The organism is Pseudovibrio sp. SCP20, assembly GCF_057774105.1.
This window is the reverse complement of the sequence record NZ_JBYMDH010000001.1, coordinates 1,627,236-1,644,577: the sequence shown is the minus strand read 5'-3', so window position 1 is coordinate 1,644,577 and position 17,342 is coordinate 1,627,236. Positions and strand designations below refer to the sequence as shown.

General features: G+C 52.9%; 13 protein-coding genes and 1 tRNA gene. 7 read left to right on the top strand and 7 right to left on the bottom strand.

What is annotated here, in order from left to right; translation table 11 throughout:
• Positions 1-33: 33 nt before the first annotated feature.
• On the top strand, positions 34-1,473 hold the full coding sequence (locus tag AC3CB2_RS07190; RefSeq protein WP_352929690.1) for a cobyric acid synthase: 1,440 nt from the start codon (positions 34-36) through the stop codon (positions 1,471-1,473).
• Here the strand turns inward: AC3CB2_RS07190 and cbiB are convergent.
• From cbiB to AC3CB2_RS07170, 4 genes are all read right to left on the bottom strand, one after another.
• Entirely contained in the window at positions 1,470-2,441 is a 972-nt protein-coding gene (gene cbiB, locus AC3CB2_RS07185) for an adenosylcobinamide-phosphate synthase CbiB (RefSeq protein ID WP_352929693.1), read from the bottom strand. The two genes, AC3CB2_RS07190 and cbiB, sit on opposite strands and share 4 nt — an antisense overlap.
• Positions 2,428-3,450: a threonine-phosphate decarboxylase CobD gene (gene cobD, locus AC3CB2_RS07180; protein ID WP_352929696.1), complete on the bottom strand. Its 1,023-nt coding sequence runs from the start codon at positions 3,448-3,450 to the stop codon at positions 2,428-2,430. Before cobD ends, cbiB begins: the two co-directional genes overlap by 14 nt.
• An 85-nt stretch (positions 3,451-3,535) precedes the next feature.
• Positions 3,536-4,705 (bottom strand): alkane 1-monooxygenase, encoded by a 1,170-nt coding sequence (locus AC3CB2_RS07175; protein ID WP_352929699.1) that lies wholly within the window; start codon positions 4,703-4,705, stop codon positions 3,536-3,538.
• A 94-nt stretch (positions 4,706-4,799) separates the two neighbouring features.
• Complete coding sequence (locus AC3CB2_RS07170; protein ID WP_352929702.1) at positions 4,800-5,645, bottom strand: hypothetical protein; 846 nt, start codon at positions 5,643-5,645, stop codon at positions 4,800-4,802.
• A 54-nt stretch (positions 5,646-5,699) separates the two neighbouring features.
• Between AC3CB2_RS07170 and AC3CB2_RS07165 the strand changes: the two genes are divergently transcribed.
• A complete protein-coding gene (locus AC3CB2_RS07165) occupies positions 5,700-6,809 on the top strand; it encodes a phytanoyl-CoA dioxygenase family protein (RefSeq protein WP_352929705.1) in 1,110 nt (369 codons plus the stop codon).
• Positions 6,810-6,876: 67 nt separating this feature from the next.
• Here the strand turns inward: AC3CB2_RS07165 and AC3CB2_RS07160 are convergent.
• Positions 6,877-6,950, bottom strand: a tRNA-Cys gene (locus tag AC3CB2_RS07160).
• Positions 6,951-7,251: 301 nt separating this feature from the next.
• Here AC3CB2_RS07160 and AC3CB2_RS07155 point away from each other — a divergent pair.
• The 4 genes from AC3CB2_RS07155 to AC3CB2_RS07140 all read left to right on the top strand — a co-directional run bounded on the left by AC3CB2_RS07155 (position 7,252) and on the right by AC3CB2_RS07140 (position 13,659).
• Positions 7,252-7,911, top strand: a complete 660-nt coding sequence (locus tag AC3CB2_RS07155) for a protein-L-isoaspartate O-methyltransferase family protein (RefSeq protein ID WP_008546544.1) — start codon at positions 7,252-7,254, stop codon at positions 7,909-7,911.
• Between the two features lie 459 nt (positions 7,912-8,370).
• Positions 8,371-9,738 carry a TolC family outer membrane protein gene (locus AC3CB2_RS07150; RefSeq protein WP_352929708.1) on the top strand — a complete coding sequence of 456 codons (1,368 nt, stop codon included), beginning with the start codon at positions 8,371-8,373 and terminating at the stop codon, positions 9,736-9,738.
• Positions 9,739-9,960: 222 nt separating this feature from the next.
• On the top strand, positions 9,961-10,614 hold the full coding sequence (locus AC3CB2_RS07145) for a PopZ family protein (protein ID WP_352929711.1): 654 nt from the start codon (positions 9,961-9,963) through the stop codon (positions 10,612-10,614).
• A 207-nt stretch (positions 10,615-10,821) separates the two neighbouring features.
• Positions 10,822-13,659, top strand: a complete 2,838-nt coding sequence (locus tag AC3CB2_RS07140; RefSeq protein ID WP_352929713.1) for a valine--tRNA ligase — start codon at positions 10,822-10,824, stop codon at positions 13,657-13,659.
• A gap of 56 nt (positions 13,660-13,715) precedes the next feature.
• Here the strand turns inward: AC3CB2_RS07140 and AC3CB2_RS07135 are convergent, their stop codons facing one another.
• Positions 13,716-15,692, bottom strand: coding sequence for a mechanosensitive ion channel family protein (locus AC3CB2_RS07135; protein WP_352929716.1), 1,977 nt, complete (start codon positions 15,690-15,692; stop codon positions 13,716-13,718).
• A gap of 391 nt (positions 15,693-16,083) precedes the next feature.
• On the opposite strand from AC3CB2_RS07135, the gene AC3CB2_RS07130 reads away from it, so the two are divergent.
• Positions 16,084-16,629: a DUF2155 domain-containing protein gene (locus AC3CB2_RS07130; protein ID WP_008546745.1), complete on the top strand. Its 546-nt coding sequence runs from the start codon at positions 16,084-16,086 to the stop codon at positions 16,627-16,629.
• 15 nt (positions 16,630-16,644) lie between these two features.
• On the opposite strand, the gene aat is transcribed toward AC3CB2_RS07130, so the two are convergent.
• Entirely contained in the window at positions 16,645-17,334 is a 690-nt protein-coding gene (aat, locus tag AC3CB2_RS07125; RefSeq protein WP_352929719.1) for a leucyl/phenylalanyl-tRNA--protein transferase, read from the bottom strand.
• Positions 17,335-17,342 lie beyond the last annotated feature (8 nt).

Here is a 17,342-nt window from a genome sequence, read left to right as displayed (position 1 = left end):
TCACCAGACAAGGGGATAAGAAAGCCAGCCCTGATGATACAGGGCACGGGTTCCAACGTGGGCAAAAGCGTTCTTGTGGCCGGATTGGCCCGCGCTTTCACCCGCCGCGGCCTTTCCGTTCAGCCGTTCAAACCGCAAAACATGTCCAACAACGCCGCCGTTACTGCCGATGGCGGGGAAATCGGGCGTGCGCAGGCGCTGCAGGCGCGCGGGGCCAAAGTTGCAACAAGCGTGCATATGAATCCTGTGCTGTTGAAGCCAGAAAGCGACAGTGGCTCTCAGGTGATTGTGCAAGGCAAGCGGTTTGGAACGCTGCGCGGTGCGGAGTTTGGTCGGCAAAAAGGCACGCTTATCCAGTATGTTATGGAGAGTTTTGCTGAAGTTGAATCAAAGGCTGATCTGGTTCTGGTGGAAGGGGCTGGATCGCCTGCAGAGATCAACCTTCGCAGCGGGGATATCGCCAACATGGGGTTTGCAGAGGCTGCTGATATCCCGGTGGTGTTGTGCGGGGATATCGACCGCGGCGGCGTCATTGCCTCGTTGGTGGGCACACATGCGGTGCTGGAACCTGATGAGGTGAAACGCATAAAGTCGTTTTTGATCAATAAGTTTAGAGGCGAACCCTCACTGTTTGATTCAGGTGTGACGGCTATTGAGGACAAAACCGGCTGGCCCTGCAACGGCGTAGTGCCATGGTTCCCGCAAGTGATGGATCTGCCAGCGGAAGATGCGCTGGACCTTTCAGAGAGTACCAGTCGCGGCAAGCTGAAGGTTGTCGTTCCCGTCATCAGCCGTATTGCCAACTTTGATGACCTGGACCCGCTTCGAATGGAAGCCGATGTTTCGCTGGAGTTTGTGCTGCCGGGCGAGGTGTTGCCAGCTGATGCGGATGTGGTTTTGCTGCCGGGCACCAAGTCCACCATTGGCGATCTGGCCTTCTTCCGCGCTCAGGGGTGGGACATTGATCTATACGCCCATGTTCGTCGTGGCGGTCAGGTGCTTGGCATTTGCGGTGGCTATCAGATGCTGGGCAAGACCATAGCTGATCCGGAAGGGATTGAAGGTGAGGCGGGGTCTATTGATGGTCTTGGTTTGTTGGACGTAGAGACGGTTCTGACACCTCACAAGGAAACCACAGAGAAGACCGGGCGGCATATTCCAAGCGGTGAAGCTGTAACCGGCTACGAGATCCATGTGGGGCGGACATCTGGGCCTGACTGTGCGCGGCCTTTTGTTGATCTGGGCGATCATGTGGATGGTGCGATCTCGAAAGACGGCCTGATTTCAGGTTGTTACATACATGGCATCTTTGGCTCTGATGCGTTTCGAGCTGCTTTCCTGAAGGGCTTCGGTGCTGCCTCGCAGTTGGGCTATGAGCACCGCGTGGAGCAAGCTCTCGACGCGTTGGCAGACCATCTGGAAAAGCATCTTGATCTGGATGCGCTTTGGGAGATTGCTCAGTCGCGGGTTTAGATGAACCACGCGATTGCAGCAATGAGCAGAACCAACAGGGCGCAGGAGATGCCCATGAGTTTGAGTGAGCCGTCGATATCATCTGCATCTGCTGCTTTACGGCCACTGGCGTTCATGAAGGGGTCTTCTACGCGATACTCTGTATATTGGCGGGGGCCTGCCAGAGCGATGCCCAGTGCACCTGCCATAGCTGCTTCTGGCCAACCTGCGTTGGGGGAGCGATGGTTCTTTGCTTCTCTGATGATGGTGGTAAAGGCAGCTTTGTAAGCACGGCCTGAAATGAATGCAGAAAGTACGATGAGTAGGCCGGAAAGGCGTGAGGCTGGCAGGTTGATCAGGTCATCAAATCGGGCTGAGGCCCAGCCAAAGTCTTCGTAGGTTTCGTTTTTATGGCCGATCATGCTGTCCGCGGTGTTGACGGCTTTGTAGATGAGCAGGCCCGGCAGGCCTAACACGGCGAACCAGAAAATGGGCGCGACCACTCCATCTGAAAAGTTTTCGGAACACGATTCAATCGCGGCTCTGCTGACGCCAGCTTCATCCAGATACTCCGGATTGCGACCGACGATCATAGAGACCTGTTCGCGTGCTTCAGTCAGACCGGAGTACCTCAATGCATCGCGCACTCTGGCGACATGTTCGTAAAGACTCTTTTGAGCGATCAACGTCATGCCGATCAAGGCCAGCAGGATGTTGCCTAAGACGCTTCCTTCCAAAGTCGTTTGGAGGAGGGTGCCTACGATACCTGCTGTGGCAATCAGGCTTAGTAGTGTTATGACACCGTTAGTTTTGCGTCGTTTTGCTGAGAAACTTGTTTTGTTGTACCAGCTTTCCAATTGGGAAATCTGCTTGCCAAACAACGTGACCGGATGCGGAAGTCTGGACCAGAGCCAGTTTGGGTCACCAATCACGGCATCCAGCAGGATCGCAAGCAGAACGATCCAAAGCGTATCCTCAAAGAACAGCATGGTTTTCGATCGCTGACAGAGACTGTTTCAGTGCGGCTGTTAACCTCTGCCGGGCGGCTTTGTCGGCGGATAAGCCGAGGCGCATCCAGCTTGGAGAGTAGTCAAATACGCGGGCCCAGATGTGCTGCTTTGCCAGTGCTTTATGCAATGCGTGAGCGTTTGGGTGGTCGATCAGAATGTATAGATCTGTTTGGCCGACAATTGGCAGGTTCAGCTGCTGCAGGGATGCGCTGAAGATTTCCATTTCTGTCTTTAGAAAGGTGCGCATTTCGTCTTGCCAACGCAGGTCGGAAAGGGCTGCGCTGCCGATATCCAGTGCAGGACCGGAGACGGCCCAGCTGCCAAGCTGGCTTTGCAGTTTTGCTGTAATCGCTTTTGGGCCTATCAGAAAGCCCAGACGGACACCGGCGAGGCCGAAGAACTTGCCGAAGCTGCGTAAGGCGAGGATCGGCTGATCATCCAGCTCCGGAATGATTGAGGCATCCGGGTAAAGGTCCATGAACGCTTCATCGACAATCAGATAACCGCCTGCCTTTTGCTGGTTTTCTGCCAGCTGAAGGAGTTCTTCTTTTGTGAAGATATGGCCGTTGGGATTGTTCGGGTTCACCAGCAACAGATGCTGGGTCGAAGCCTTGTGAGCCTCTGATGCGGAAATTTTTTGGACATCAGCGCCAGCCTGTTGCCAGCTTTCTTCGTGGGAAGAATAGGTGGGGCTGACGATTGAGATGGAAGAGTTCGCACCGAGCAGAGATGGGAGGGCGGTGATGATCGCCTGTGTCCCCGGGGCTGCTGTAATGCCGCTCTGAGATGGGACGCGATAAGCTGTTCTTGCAGCTTCCAGTAGCGTGGTTTCAGCGCCTTCCGTTGGCAGCTCAGTCAAGCCGCGTAAGGTGATGTGTTCTGCTGCCGGATAGGCCACGGGATTGATGCCGGTGGAGAGGTCCAGCCAGTCCTCAGGCGTGCCGCCATACTGGGCGATTGCCTTTGAAAGATCTCCACCATGTTGCATTGGTCGTACCCCGCTCAAACTTGCTCATATGTTTTAGCGGGGTGCCCTTGCGAATGCTATGAATCGCTGCGGAATTCTGCCGGTTTCAACAGGTGTTGGCAGCAGATACTCCCATTGGTTCATAGCCATCAACGCGATTGGTCTTGTTGAGGTCACCGCCAGCCCATTCCAGCACTTTGGGGTCCATGGTTTTGTACCAGAGTGAGGGGATTGCAGCTAAAGCGAAGCAGCCGGGGTAGCCGCTTGGCAGGCTGGGCAGATCAGGGAAGTTTCGCAGCGTTTGATAGGGGCGCAGAGGATTGGCGTGATGGTCTGAATGGCGCTGCAGATGGAAGGTGCTGAGGTTTGAAAAAATGTGGTTGGTGTTCCATGAATGGCGCGGTTGGCAGCGCTCATACTTGCCATTTTCATCCTTCTGACGCAGCAAGCCGTAGTGCTCCACATAGTTGGCCTGTGTCAGGCCGTACCAGGCCACAACACTTTGAATTACCAGTAAGAAAAGGACCTTCCAGCCGAATAAGGCTGTGCAGATGGTAAAGACAATCAGGGTGATGGCATAGCCTTGCAGGATATCGTTCTGGAGTGAGAATGTGCTAAGGCCCTTGCGATTGAGACGAGCCTTTTCGTTTTGCCAGCCTCTCACAAACGCGCCCGGGATTTCTCGTAGGGCAAAGGCGTAGATGCTTTCTCCCATGCGTGCGCTTGCCGGGTCTTCCGGTGTTGCAACATGCACGTGGTGGCCGCGATTGTGTTCTATGCAGAAATGGCCGTACCCAACCACCGCCAGCGCCAGTTTGGCCAGCCATTGATCTGTCTTGTTGGTTTTGTGGCCAAGCTCATGAGCCAGCATGATTGTGCCAGAGCCGAACAGGCCTTTGCCAAAGGCGAAGAGGGCAATTAGCCAAAGTGGAAGATCGTAAGTGCCAACAAGCCAGACACCTGCAAATAGGTTGATCCATGCATAAGGGACCAGCCAGCGGACCAGGCGACTGTAGTACGGATCTTCTGCCATTTGGGCGAGCACGTCATCAGGTGGATTGTAAGGATCTTCGCCGATCAAGGCGTCCAGACCTGGGATGACGATGAAAAAGTAAATGAGAGGGATGAAGAGTGTTGCAGTGGCCAGCGTGTAGGCATAGAGCGCGACCGTGATCAGCGTGACGCTGCTGCTGGCATAGGCAATCAGCCAGTAATAGCGCTTTGCGTCCTTGTATGTGGTGGTATTGCCTGCTTGATCCCGTGTTTTGAAAACCATCGCTCCCTCCCAGATGCTAGGTTTACCTAAGGGTAAGGTAGCAGCTTTTTGGGTAAAGCGAAACTGTGTTGTTTGGCGTGGGTATTGGTGCTGATTACGCGACAGGTTCTTCTTCTGTCGCTGCCTGTTTGATGATGTCGTCCATCGGCAGGGTTTTGGACCACGTTTTGTAGCGCTTTTCCAATTCGTCGTAGTTTTCTTCGCAGCCCACGCGGAAATCTGGAAAGTTGGGGCCGCGCAGCCATTCCCCACGTGCGTTTCCTTTTTGCATCCAGCCGTTGCCAGAGGAGAGGAAGAGGGTGGTGTTGAGGCTGAGGGCCTTGAACAGCTTGCGGGTGGCGACGCCATGCTTTTTTAAGATGACATCCAGCTTGATGGCTTTAATTTTCCATGGTGTCAGCTTGATTGGCGCAGGTTTGCCGGCTTCAACAACAGGAATAACCTCCGGCAGTTCCAGCCGTTCAAGGGGATAGAACTCCTTGAAGTTGCCAGCTGGTGACGCGCGATCCGGATTTGGCAGTTTGGGGCGATACCAATTGACCGTGCTCGGGCTTTTGGAGGTTTCGCTCTCAATCTCAATGATTTGCAGCTGCAGAATGTTGCAGACGGGCTGGAAATCCAGATTTGAGCCTTTCGGGATCAGGATCGCTCTGCAATCCGGGCCGGGTTTATCTGCCTGATAGGCGGTTTCAGCGGACTGTGAAATGACTTTGGCATTGAGGCGCAGTTTGGCTTCTATACCGACTTGAAAACCGTCTGACTTTCTGACGAGAAGGATATCCCAGTTGCCCCATTCAGGGTAGGCGATCCATTCCTCTGGCAGCTTGCTGATGAAATGGGCGCACATTTCGTTTTCTGAGGCAAACTCCGCCTTGCGCCGTCTCTTTTTTCGACGTGCGGGCGCAGAGCGTTTTTTTGATGTGTCAGTTATATCGCTCATAGAAAGCTGCCCCTTAAATCAGCCGTGCTGCAATCGCATGCCACTTGAGTTTAATTGGCAAATGCTTGCGCGGAAACGCAGAGTACCGGGTACTGCACAGGTTCTGTGGTGTTTGAGGTCGTGAAGGGGATGGATGTGCTGCGAATTCTGAAGGGTCCGATCTGGGCTGTTGATGCATTGATGGGGCAGAAGTCCTTCAAAAAGAACCCAATTATCGGCAGTCGCTGGCTGAATGAGCGCGGGTTTTATCTCAAACGCGTTGCCTGGGCAGAGCGGATGGCGGCTCTGCGCCGGAGACAGATGGCGCATTACCTGAATGATGACGATCGGCAGTTCTTCCATCGCAATGGCTATCTGGTGAAAGAGAATTTCCTGCCTTCTGAAGTTTTGAAACGGGTTCAGGACGAGATTGCCACTCGCGAATTTGCTGCAAGTGAGATGCGGCAGGGGAAAACGGTGACACGGTTTATCGGATTGCCGCCATCTGTTTTAAAGGACCTACCGGGCTTGCAGCAGGTGGTTCATGACCCGTTCCTGCAAAAGGCGATGCGTTATGTGGCCTCTTATAATGCGGATCCAATCCTGTTTTTGCATGCGGTTTTGTGGGATCTGGACAAGACACAGAAAGACCCGCAGACGGATTTTCACATTGATACCTTCCACGCCACCTCCAAATGCTGGCTGTTTTTAAAGGATGTAGAGGCAGAAGATGGGCCGTTTCATTACGTGCCGGGCTCTCATCGCTATACGCCTGAACGACGGGAATGGGAGTTCGATCAAAGCCTTGATGCAGTTCATCATAGCGATGGCATGCATGCAGCGGGCTCATTCCGGGCAAGTGAAAGGACAATTCGCAAATTGGGATATGGCGAGCCCGTGAGTTTTGCGGTGCCAGCTAACACGCTGGTGATTGCGGATACGCACGGCTTCCACCGCCGGGGCATTGCAACACGCCCGGGTGTTCGTCTCGGTCTTTTCGGAGATCTGCGCCGCTCACCGTACTTTCCATGGTCAGGGCTGGACGCGCGCTCACTGCCGGGCATCAAGGGCAGGCAATCGGAGATTTATACGGCTTATCTGAATTTCAGAAGCAAACTGACCGGCAAGCCAAGCCATCATCGGGAGGTCGGACACGTAAAGATCGACGCACCGCCAGTATTATGAGAAGGCGAGCGACATTGTTCGCGCAGAGCGCGCTGATTAGTCGAACTATCGATGTGGAGAAGAAAAGTGGAGGCCTCTGCCGGAATCGAACCGGCGTACACGGATTTGCAATCCGCTGCGTCACCACTCCGCCAAGAGGCCCCGTGTGGTGTGAGAGGGCTTTTCTGATATTTGGGGCGGATAGTCAAGCGGGCAATTTCAATTCTGGTATCACTCTTGTGTAAAACACCGAAATCTATGGGGTTTACCTGAGTTCATGAATTTCTGAGTTGCACATGACCTTCGTCAAATTTCTCCGAAAAAGCTCATATTTGCATTGCAAAATTGAAAAATGGAAAAACAACAGAGGGTACTGTTTATTTTTACGGATGTGGCAGCTTGTGTTTGTGAAGCATGAGCGATATTTCTCAGCCAAAGAATCTTGCGAGACAGTGAGGACAGGATGGTCAACTTCGCGGAACAAAGAACACTGATGGTCGATAATCAGCTGCGGACCAATGATATTACAGACCTGCGCATTATTGGTGCGATGGGGAAGGTGCCTCGCGAAAAGTTCGTTCCGGAAAACCAGCAGGAGTTGGCTTACATCGATGAAGATGTGTCCGTAGATGAAAACGGCGAGCGCAAAATGCTCAAGCCGCATATCTTTGGCCGTCTTGTTCAGCTGGCTGACATTACAGACAAGGACGTTGTTCTGGTTGTTGGTGCTGCTTCTGGTTACGGTGTGGCGGTTGTTTCTTACCTTGCTGAATCTGTTGTTGGTCTTGAGGTTGATGTGGCGCTTTCTGAGGCTGCCTCTGCGAATCTTGAGCAGCTGGGTATTGAAAACGCAGCGGTGATTGATGGTGATCTGGCGAAGGGCTATGCGGCTGACGCGCCTTACGATGTTATTCTGGTCAACGGTTCTGTTGAGCAGCTGCCGGAAGCTTTGACTGCGCAGATGAAAGACGAAGGTCGTCTGGTTGTGGTTGAGGGTGAAAGCAATGCAGGCGTTGCGAAGCTTTACACCAAGTCCGGCGGTAATGTGAGCTCACGCTTTGCATTTAACGCGCATGCAAGTGCGCTGCCCGGCTTTGAGAAGCCGGAAGTCTTTGAATTTTAATTGACTTCACGCTTAGTGAGTTGAAATGAGGCGAGGGGGAACCTTCGCCTTTTTTGTTTTTCTGTGAAAAGTTGAAATGAGTTTACCTTTTCGTGACGTGAATTACAGTTTTCTGGTCATGCAGGTTTAAAGCACTCCCAACTCCGGTGGGGTAAAATAGGAACTGCGGGCTGCTGCTGCCGTTTGCTTTGGTGATGTAGAGATATCCACGTCTCAATCATTGGGCGAAAAAACGGTAGTAAAATCTTAATGGTTCTATTAGTGTGCCTCCGGGGAATGATATTCTGCATTCGGGCTAGTTAGATTTCTGGATAAGATGTTGCTGGTTCGTCGCAGTATTTATTTTTTTCCAAAATCGGTTTGATCGCCGGTTTCGGAAAACGCCGAATAAGTTATACCTTTCGGCGAACGTGTTGGGTTTGCGGTTCGTAAGATTGACCCTTGTTTGAGGCATTAAAAGTGGTTTCTCGAAAAACGTTAGCGGGTGCAGTTGCAGTAGTCGGCTTGCTTGTAAGTGCTCAAGGCGCGAATGCTCTCTCTATTAAAGAGGCATTGGCTGCCACCTATCAGAATAACCCGACATTGAACGCATCACGCGCGCAGCTTCGTGCGACAGATGAAGGCGTGCCGCAGGCATTGGCTGGTTGGCGTCCATCGATTATTGCCAGTGGTAACTATGGTTATCAGTGGCAAGAGGCGCGTGGTGTTTACCGTGGTAACAACCAATATTCTCTGTCCGTGCAAGCTACGCAGCCGTTGTTTCGTGGTTTCCGGACAGTGAACTCTACGCGTCAGGCTGAATCTATTGTTCGTGCTCAGCGTGAAGATTTGCGTTTTGCAGAACAGACTGCTCTGTTTCAGGCTGCAACAGCCTATATGGATGTTATTCGCGACACCGCGCTTGTTTCTTTACGCCGGAGCGATTTGAAATTCCAGGAAGAGCAAGTTCGTGCCTCCAAAGACCGCTTTAATGTGGGTGAGGGCACACGTACTGATGTTTCTCAGGCTGAATCCGGTCGTGCCCGTGCGCAGTCTGCGCTGAACACCTCTCTGGCAAACCTGAACACAAGCCGTGCTATTTTCCGTCAGGTGATCGGCATTGACCCGAAAAATCTGAGCGCACGCACCAATATCACCAGCTTGCTGCCGAAAACTGTTTCTTCAGCGATCTCTATTGGTCAGGAAGAGCATCCTTCCATTCAGTCTTCTCAGTTCATGGTTGATGCAGCGCAGTTCGCTGTAAAAACCGCTGAGGGGGTACTGCTTCCGACTGCGGATGTGCAAGGTACGTTATCTTATAACGATACAAATCTTCCAGGTGTAGAAGGCAAGCCAACCCGTACTGCTTCTATCTTCGGACGTATTACTGTTCCGATCTATCAGAACGGTAGTGAGTACTCCGTTGTTCGTCAGGCAAAAGAAGATCTGGGTCGTACAGAGATCCTCGTTGATGTCTCCCGTGATAGCATTCGCGCACAAGCGATTTCTTCCTGGGGTCAGCTGAATGCGTCCATCGCATCTATCACAGCGGCTGAAGCGCAGGTTGCTGCAGCTCGTCTGGCTCTGGAAGGTGTGATTGAAGAGCAGCGTGTTGGTCAGCGTACCACGCTCGATGTTCTGGATACTCAGAGTGATCTGGTTGATGCGCGTGTTACTCTCGTGACCGCACAGCGTGACCGTGTGGTTGCTGCTTATGCCGTTCTGTCCTCCATCGGTCGTCTGGATTACGACAATCTTGGCTTGACTGGTGCGCGTTATGATCCAACCGAACACTACCGTCTGGTACGTGATAAGTGGATTGGTCTGCGGACTCCGGACGGACGTTAAGTTCCTCTGATAAAACGAAATTTTGAAGAAGGGAGCCGGTTGTGCTCCCTTTTTTGTTGCCCGGATTTGCGAGGGTACCAGTTTTCCTTGTGGGAATTGGCGTTTTGCCCGTTCTGTGGCTGTCAGGTGGGGCGGCTTTTCTCTTATATTTGAGTAAGTATTTATTAATGAACTGAGTCGGAAAGCCGGCGGATTAGACGCGTTTAGAAGTGGAGTACATACATGGGAGCTGTTTCTCAAGGTAACGAGCCTTCCATGGAGGATATCCTGAGCTCGATCCGCAAAATTATTTCGGATGACGAAGCGAGTGGCGCAGAGCAAATGACAGATGCTGCATTAAGTGAAGCGGACGCGGGTCGTGAACTATCACAGGACGATCTGGATAAACTCTTTGACGATGCGCCAGCGGAAATGGAGCCAGCTCCGGCGCCTGAGCCTGAAGAGGTGAAGGTGGAAGAACCTGAGGTTCTTGAGCTGACACAAAAAGAGAAGATCGAAGAGGAAACCTCCTCCTTGAAGATGGTTGAAGGCCTTGCGGATGAGGACAAGGACGACGGTGGTGACATCGCGTTTCTTGATCAGCCGGGACCGGAAGCCTTTGGATTGAGCAGTACAGAACAGGATGACATTCTTGAACCTGCGGCGGCTACTGCAAAAGATCCTGCTGAAACTCTGATTTCAACGGCAACAGACCAGGTTGTGTCCAATGCCTTTAACGGTCTTGCCAACACGGTGCTGTCCAAGAACGCCCGTACGCTGGAGGACCTTGTTGCTGAGATGCTGCGCCCGATGCTGAAAAGCTGGCTCGACCAACATCTGCCAAGTGTGGTGGAACGGCTCGTGCGCCAAGAGATCGATCGCATCTCACGCAAATAACTTACCGGGGAGAGGGGCGTTCAGTTCCCCTCACATCTCCCGGCCTTCATCACTCCCTTTGTGAAAACCTTGTCAAAACCCGTTTGTGGTGTGGGCTGTTTGGGTATTTGTCGCTCAAATATGCTCTGTAACTGCATGAAAGGTTGACTTAGGCGAGTGCATCCGATTTACACCAGACAAACTCCATAAGTGGAAGAGCTTTTAGGTATGCTGGATAAAACATATGAGGCGGCCTCTGTTGAGCCGCGGATATACGAAGCCTGGGAACAGGCTGACGCCTTTAAGGCAGGTGCGGGCGCAGAAGATGGAGCTGCGACCTACTCAATCGTGATTCCGCCGCCAAACGTGACAGGCTCTCTGCATATGGGCCACGCACTCAACAACACCCTGCAGGACATTATGGTTCGCTACCAGCGTATGCGCGGCCGCGACGTTCTGTGGCAGCCGGGTATGGACCACGCAGGCATCGCAACGCAGATGGTCGTTGAGCGCCAGATGGCCGCTGACGGTGGTAACATCTCGCGCCGTGACCTTGGCCGTGAAGCGTTTGTTGAGCGCGTCTGGAAATGGAAAGGTGAGTCCGGCGGGATGATCTTCAACCAGCTCAAGCGCCTTGGTGCGTCTTGTGACTGGTCCCGTGAGCGTTTCACCATGGATGAAGGCCTCTCCAAGGCCGTTCTGGAAGTCTTTGTTTCCCTTTACAAAGAGAACCTGATTTACAAGGACAAGCGCCTTGTGAACTGGGATCCTAAGCTTCTGACTGCGATTTCCGATCTGGAAGTTGAGCAGAAGGAAATGCAGGGCAACATGTGGCACTTCCGCTATCCGCTGGCGGATGGTGTGACCTACCAGCACCCAGTTGCATTTGATGAAGAAGGCAAGGCAACCGAGTTTGAGACCCGCGATTACATTGTGATTGCGACCACTCGCCCGGAAACCATGCTGGGTGATACGGCTGTTATCGTTCATCCGGATGATGAGCGGTTTAAAGAGCTGCAGGGCAAAGATATCATTCTGCCGCTGGTTGGCCGCCGTATTCCAATCATTGCTGATGATTATGTTGATCTTGAAACCGGTACAGGCGCGATGAAGGTTACGCCTGCGCACGATTTCAATGACTTTGACATTGGTAAGCGCCACGATCTGGCACAGATCTCCATTATGGACCGTGAAGCCAACATTGTTCTGCGTGAAGCAGAAGGCTTTATGGACGGTCTGGAGATGACTGACGAGCTGACCAAGACCCTTGAGGCGCTTGAAGGCGTTGAGCGTTTTGCTGCCCGTAAGCTGATCGTTTCCATGCTGGATGAAAAAGGCCTGCTGGATGAAGTTGTTGACCACCTGAACATGGTTCCACATGGTGACCGTGGTGGTGTGCCGATTGAGCCTATGCTGACCGATCAGTGGTATGTTGATGCCAAGACCATGGCACAGCCTGCTATTGCTTCTGTTCGTGAAGGCCGCACCAAGTTTGTTCCTGCAAACTGGGATAAAACCTATTACGAGTGGATGGAAAACATCCAGCCGTGGTGTATTTCCCGTCAGCTGTGGTGGGGACACCGTATCCCTGCGTGGTATGGCCCAGAAGGCAAGTTCTTCGTTGAAAAAACTGAAGAAGAAGCTCTGGCGGCTGCTGCAGAATTTTACGGCAAGCCTGTTAAGCTGATGGAACAGAACGATGCTCTGGCTGCGCATGATGCAGGTGAAGCTGACTTTGTTGCCATGTACCGCGATGAAGACGTTCTGGACACCTGGTTCTCTTCTGCTCTGTGGCCGTTCTCCACCATGGGCTGGCCTGACAAAACCGCAGAGCTGGCACGTTATTACCCGACGTCCGTTCTGGTAACTGGCTTTGACATTATCTTCTTCTGGGTTGCCCGGATGATGATGATGGGCAACCATTACATGAAGACCGAGCCATTCGACACGGTTTACATCCACGCCCTCGTTCGTGACGAGAAGGGCGCTAAGATGTCCAAGTCCAAGGGCAACGTGATTGATCCGCTGGCGCTGATTGAAGAGTACGGTGCAGATGCACTGCGCTTCACTCTGTCCGCTATGGCAGCTCAGGGCCGCGACATCAAACTGGCGACCTCCCGTGTTGCTGGTTACCGTAACTTTGCGACCAAGCTTTGGAACGTGTGCCGCTTTGCGGAAATGAACGAGTGTCATGCGGTTGAAGGTTTTGATCCGGCTCTGGTCAAGCAGACTGTGAACCGCTGGATCGTGACTGAAACCAGCCGCGCTATCCGCGAAGTTTCCGAGGCAATTGACACGTACCGCTTCAATGATGCTGCCGGTGGTGCTTACCGTTTCGTCTGGAACACCTTCTGTGACTGGTATGTTGAGCTGACCAAGCCAATCTTCTACAGCGATGATGAAGAGGCGAAGGAAGAAGTTCGTGCGACCACTGCTTGGGTTCGTGACGAAATTCTGAAGCTTCTGCATCCGTTCATGCCGTTCATCACCGAAGAGCTGTGGCAGCGTACTGCTGAAACTGCGGGCTCCAAGCGTGATGAGATGCTGGTGCTGTCTTCCTGGCCAACTCCGATTGGTGAAGATGAGGAAGCTGCTGCTGAGATCAACTGGCTGATCGACATGATCGTTCAGATCCGTTCCGTTCGTTCTGAAATGAACGTTCCTGCGGGCGCGAAGGTTCCTGTTGTGCTTTCCGGTGCTTCTGAGCAGACCAAAGAGCGTTTGGCGATCCACGAAGCTGCGATCATCAAGAACGCACGTGCAGAAAGCGTCACCACCGCTGATGAGATCCCGCAGGGCTCTGCTCAGATCGTTGTTGGTGAAGCGACTGTTTGTCTGCCGCTGGCTGGTGTTATTGATCTGGATGCGGAAAAGGCACGTCTAGGCAAGTCTCTGGACAAGATCGTTGGTGAACTCACCAAGATCTCCAAGAAGCTGGAAAACGAGCGTTTCCTTGCAAAAGCTCCTGAAGATGTTGTTGCTGCTGAAAAAGAAAAAGTGGCAGAGCTTGCAGAGCGCAAGGAAAAGATGGAAGCCGCTCTGGAGCGCCTCGCAGCTCTGGGCTAAAGCTCACATCCTTCTTCAAAATTCAAAACGCGGCTCCTCGGGGCCGCGTTTTTCGTTCAAGCCTTTTTCGCCTTCTTTCGTTCCTTCTTTTTCTTTGGCGTTTTTGCCTTGGGCTCTTTCTTAGTCTCAGCCTTGGCTTTGGGTTTTGGTTTTACAGGTGGCACGACGGTTTTTTCGGGCATCTGGAGATTGCCGGTTTCGCCGTAGTTTGTGACGAAGGGGTGGGCGACTTCGATGTTCTCATCTGAAATGAGTTTCAGGGTGCGGATGATGATGCTTTCCTGAATGGCGAGATACTCATCACGGGTCGCGGCCTGCACGCTATCTTCGATCTGAATGACGATGCCGTTCTCGTCGATGTTCTCCAGTCTCACCTTTGCTGCGTCTGGTTGGGAGAGGGGATGTTTGGCCAGCATGCGTTTGATCTTGGTGATCAGCCTTTCCAGCTGCTCGGCGCTGGTGTCGTATTTAAGTGCAAACCTGAGGACCACGCGGAAGTGATCCTTTGCCGTGAAGTTCATGAAGTTCATCTTGGCAAGGTCCGCGTTGGGAATGGTGACCAGCGTTCGATCGGTGGTTCTGATGCGGGTGGAGCGCATGCCGATGGATTCCACGTGTCCGCGTATCTTGTTGAACTCGCAGTAGTCTCCAACCCGCACGATGCCGTCTGCATAAAGGATCAGGCCGCCCAGCAGGTTCTCCAGCGTAGGCTGAGCTGCAAGGGCGATGGCAAGGCCGCCCACACTGATACCGGCGATGATGCCGTAGAGCGGGATGTTCAGTCGCGTTGCGCCGTAGGTGAGCAGGACAAGGGCGCAGATAATGGCGAAGAACTGGGTTGCTGTGCGGATGATGCTGCGATCGATGGAGGGAGCGCCGCGATTTTTCAAAAGCACCAGTTCGCTCAGAAGGCGTAGGCTTTTGTAGATGATCACAGCTGCGCCGATCCAGACCAGTGTTTCGATGGTCAGGTCATAGACCTGCAAGACCGGTCCGCCGATGTTGATCTGATAGTCGGCCAGATAACGCAGGAAGATGAGGGAGCCAACGATGACGCTGGAGGTGATGATGCTGAGCACCTGTCGGCGAACCGGCTTCTTGCGATCCGGCAAGCGCCGCATGACGTTGATGAAGGCAAACAGAATAGCTGCTGCAATAGCAGTGATCAGGATCAGTGCAAACCACTGCCAGACGGCCTGTCCGTAGTAAAGCTCCAGCAACCACGAAGGCTGGCTCTCAATCAGTGAAAACCATGCCGGAGGCAGCAGATGCCCCGGACTGCTGGCAAAGAAGTGGTAGAGATCCTGCGGGATAGAGGAGCGGGAGGGAAGGTTCTTCACTTCCTCATAAAACTCGGGAATCCGATCTACGGTTTCCGCTGAGAAGACATATTCCCCTTGCTGTGCTCCCTCTGTCATCTTGGTGATGACGATCTGGGTGAACGGGATTGTCCATGAATTCTCCAGTCCAGCCTGATTGAAGTCATAGGTACCAGCAGCGGTTCCCGGGATATCTGGGAACGGCGGCAGCGGGATGCGGTCCAGTATCTCTTTGAGCTGGAGAACCAGCTCCAGAGAGGTTTGCTGTCTGGTAGCGCTCGGAAGGCCGGAGAGGTCAAAACAGCCTCTGGCGCGCTCCAGAAGGATCTCGGCAAGGTGGATCTTGTTTTGCAGGCGCTCATGGTTCTTGCTCATGCCGAGCGTTTCCATGGAGAACGCCCCCATGCCGGTGTTCTCCTCATACGCTTCCTGAATGAGGTGGTTGGTTTCCTCCATGATGTCGAGGAAGCTGTCGAGGGTCGCCCTTGGGGAGCTGGTATCGGCAGGGGCGAGGGGGAACATCCCGATGATATCTTTTGCGCGGAACTCCATCAGAGGCATTGCTGGCATGCGCAAGGTCTCTGGCATGCCGTTCTCATCGCCTGGCATCTCCGGCTTCTCGGAGGGCGCTTTCAGGATCTCCTTCTGCTGCTGTTTGATGTACTTCTGGTAGAGGGATTGGGCCGGGGCCTCGCTTGGGAGTGCCAGAAACATAAGAACGCAAAGAAACGCAGAAAAAACGCGTGCAACGCATAAATAACGCAAACCAACGCAAAGTGGGCTCTTCAGGCTCTGTGCCTGTTGTTCTTGGGTTAGATATGCACGTTGTTGCTGTGGTTGCATCAAGGTCTCGGGTGTTGCCAGCAGTAGGTACTATGAAACCAGTGACACAAGACCATTTGGGAAATTGGCGCCTTGTTATTTAAGTAAAATTTGCAGGTGAGCCATAAAAATCCACCGTGACATCTGGGCAACGCCTGTGGGTTAGCTGAGATTCCTCAGCGATTGCCGCCTGTTTGCCTCGTTCTGGCCTTTTCCCCGCGCCATTCCAGTGCTAAGCCCTGTACAGCTTGGGCGATTGAATCAATAGCTGCTGGAAAGTTTTATGGGTTTTACAATGCGTAAATATCTTGGGCGTGCTGCATCTTGCGCACTCGCTGCGTTGATTGGTGGGGCAGCTTACTCATTGCCTGCTCAAGCTCAGACACCAATTCATAACCCAGTTGCTGTGTTTAAAGGCCTCGACAAAATCACAGGCCGTATTACCACGTTTGATGTCTACATTGATGAGACTGTTCAGTTTGGTGCGCTGCAGGTGACACCGCGCGTGTGTAACTCTCGTCCCTTGACAGAAGCCTCTCAAACCACTGCATTTATTGAGGTTGATGAGCTGACTCTGGACAGCAAAGTGCGCCGGATCTTCAGCGGTTGGATGTTCGCCAGTAACCCGGGCGTTCATGCTGTTGAGCACAGCGTCTATGACATCTGGCTGATCAACTGTAAGAAGACCACATCCGTTCCACCGCCGGAAGGATATGCCGGTCCTGCCGTTGAGCTTGTTTCCGAAGAGGACGAGCTGGCTGGTAAAGACTTTGTTTCTTCAGGCGAAATTCCGGTGCCACGGCCTAAGGTTGTTGCCACCCTGCAATAAAGATGATGCGGTCTCTTACGGGAGGCCGTTTTTGTTTTTGGGTGGGTCTGGGCGCATGTCCTCAATGATCTGAAGCAGTAGTTTGCCTGAGGTTTCCTGCGGCAGTGCGTTGAAATCTCCATGCACCATCAATGCATTTTCCAATAGCTTGCCGTATTGTTCTTTTGGAACTTCAGTGGCGCCGAACTGTTCCAGATGCTCTGTCACGAACTGGGCGTCCAGCAGCCTGTAGTTGCCATAGAGCAGGCGTCCATAGAGATGGACCAGCGCGACCTTTGAGGCGTCGCGCTCCAGAGAAAACATGCTTTCGCCGAAGAACGCTCCCCCGAGTGATACTCCATAAAGGCCGCCAACGAGCTCGTCAGAAGCGTTATAAACTTCAACGGTGTGGCAATAGCCCATGGCAAAAAGCTCTGTGTAGAGCTTCCTGATCTCCGCATTAATCCAAGTCTCCTTGCGCTCCGCATTGGTGGTTGCACAGTGGGAGATGACAGCTTTGAAATTGCGGGAGGCGCGGATGATGAACTTGTCTGCGCGAACGGTTCGTGCGAGCCGTTTGGGGATGTGAAATGAATCGAGCGGCAAGATACCTCGCCGCTCGGGATCGATCCAGAAAAGATCAGGAGAATCCGCAGTTTCAGCCATTGGAAAGATGCCACAAGCGTATGCTTTAAGCAGAATTTGTGGGGTAATCTTAAATTCCATGCTGGGCT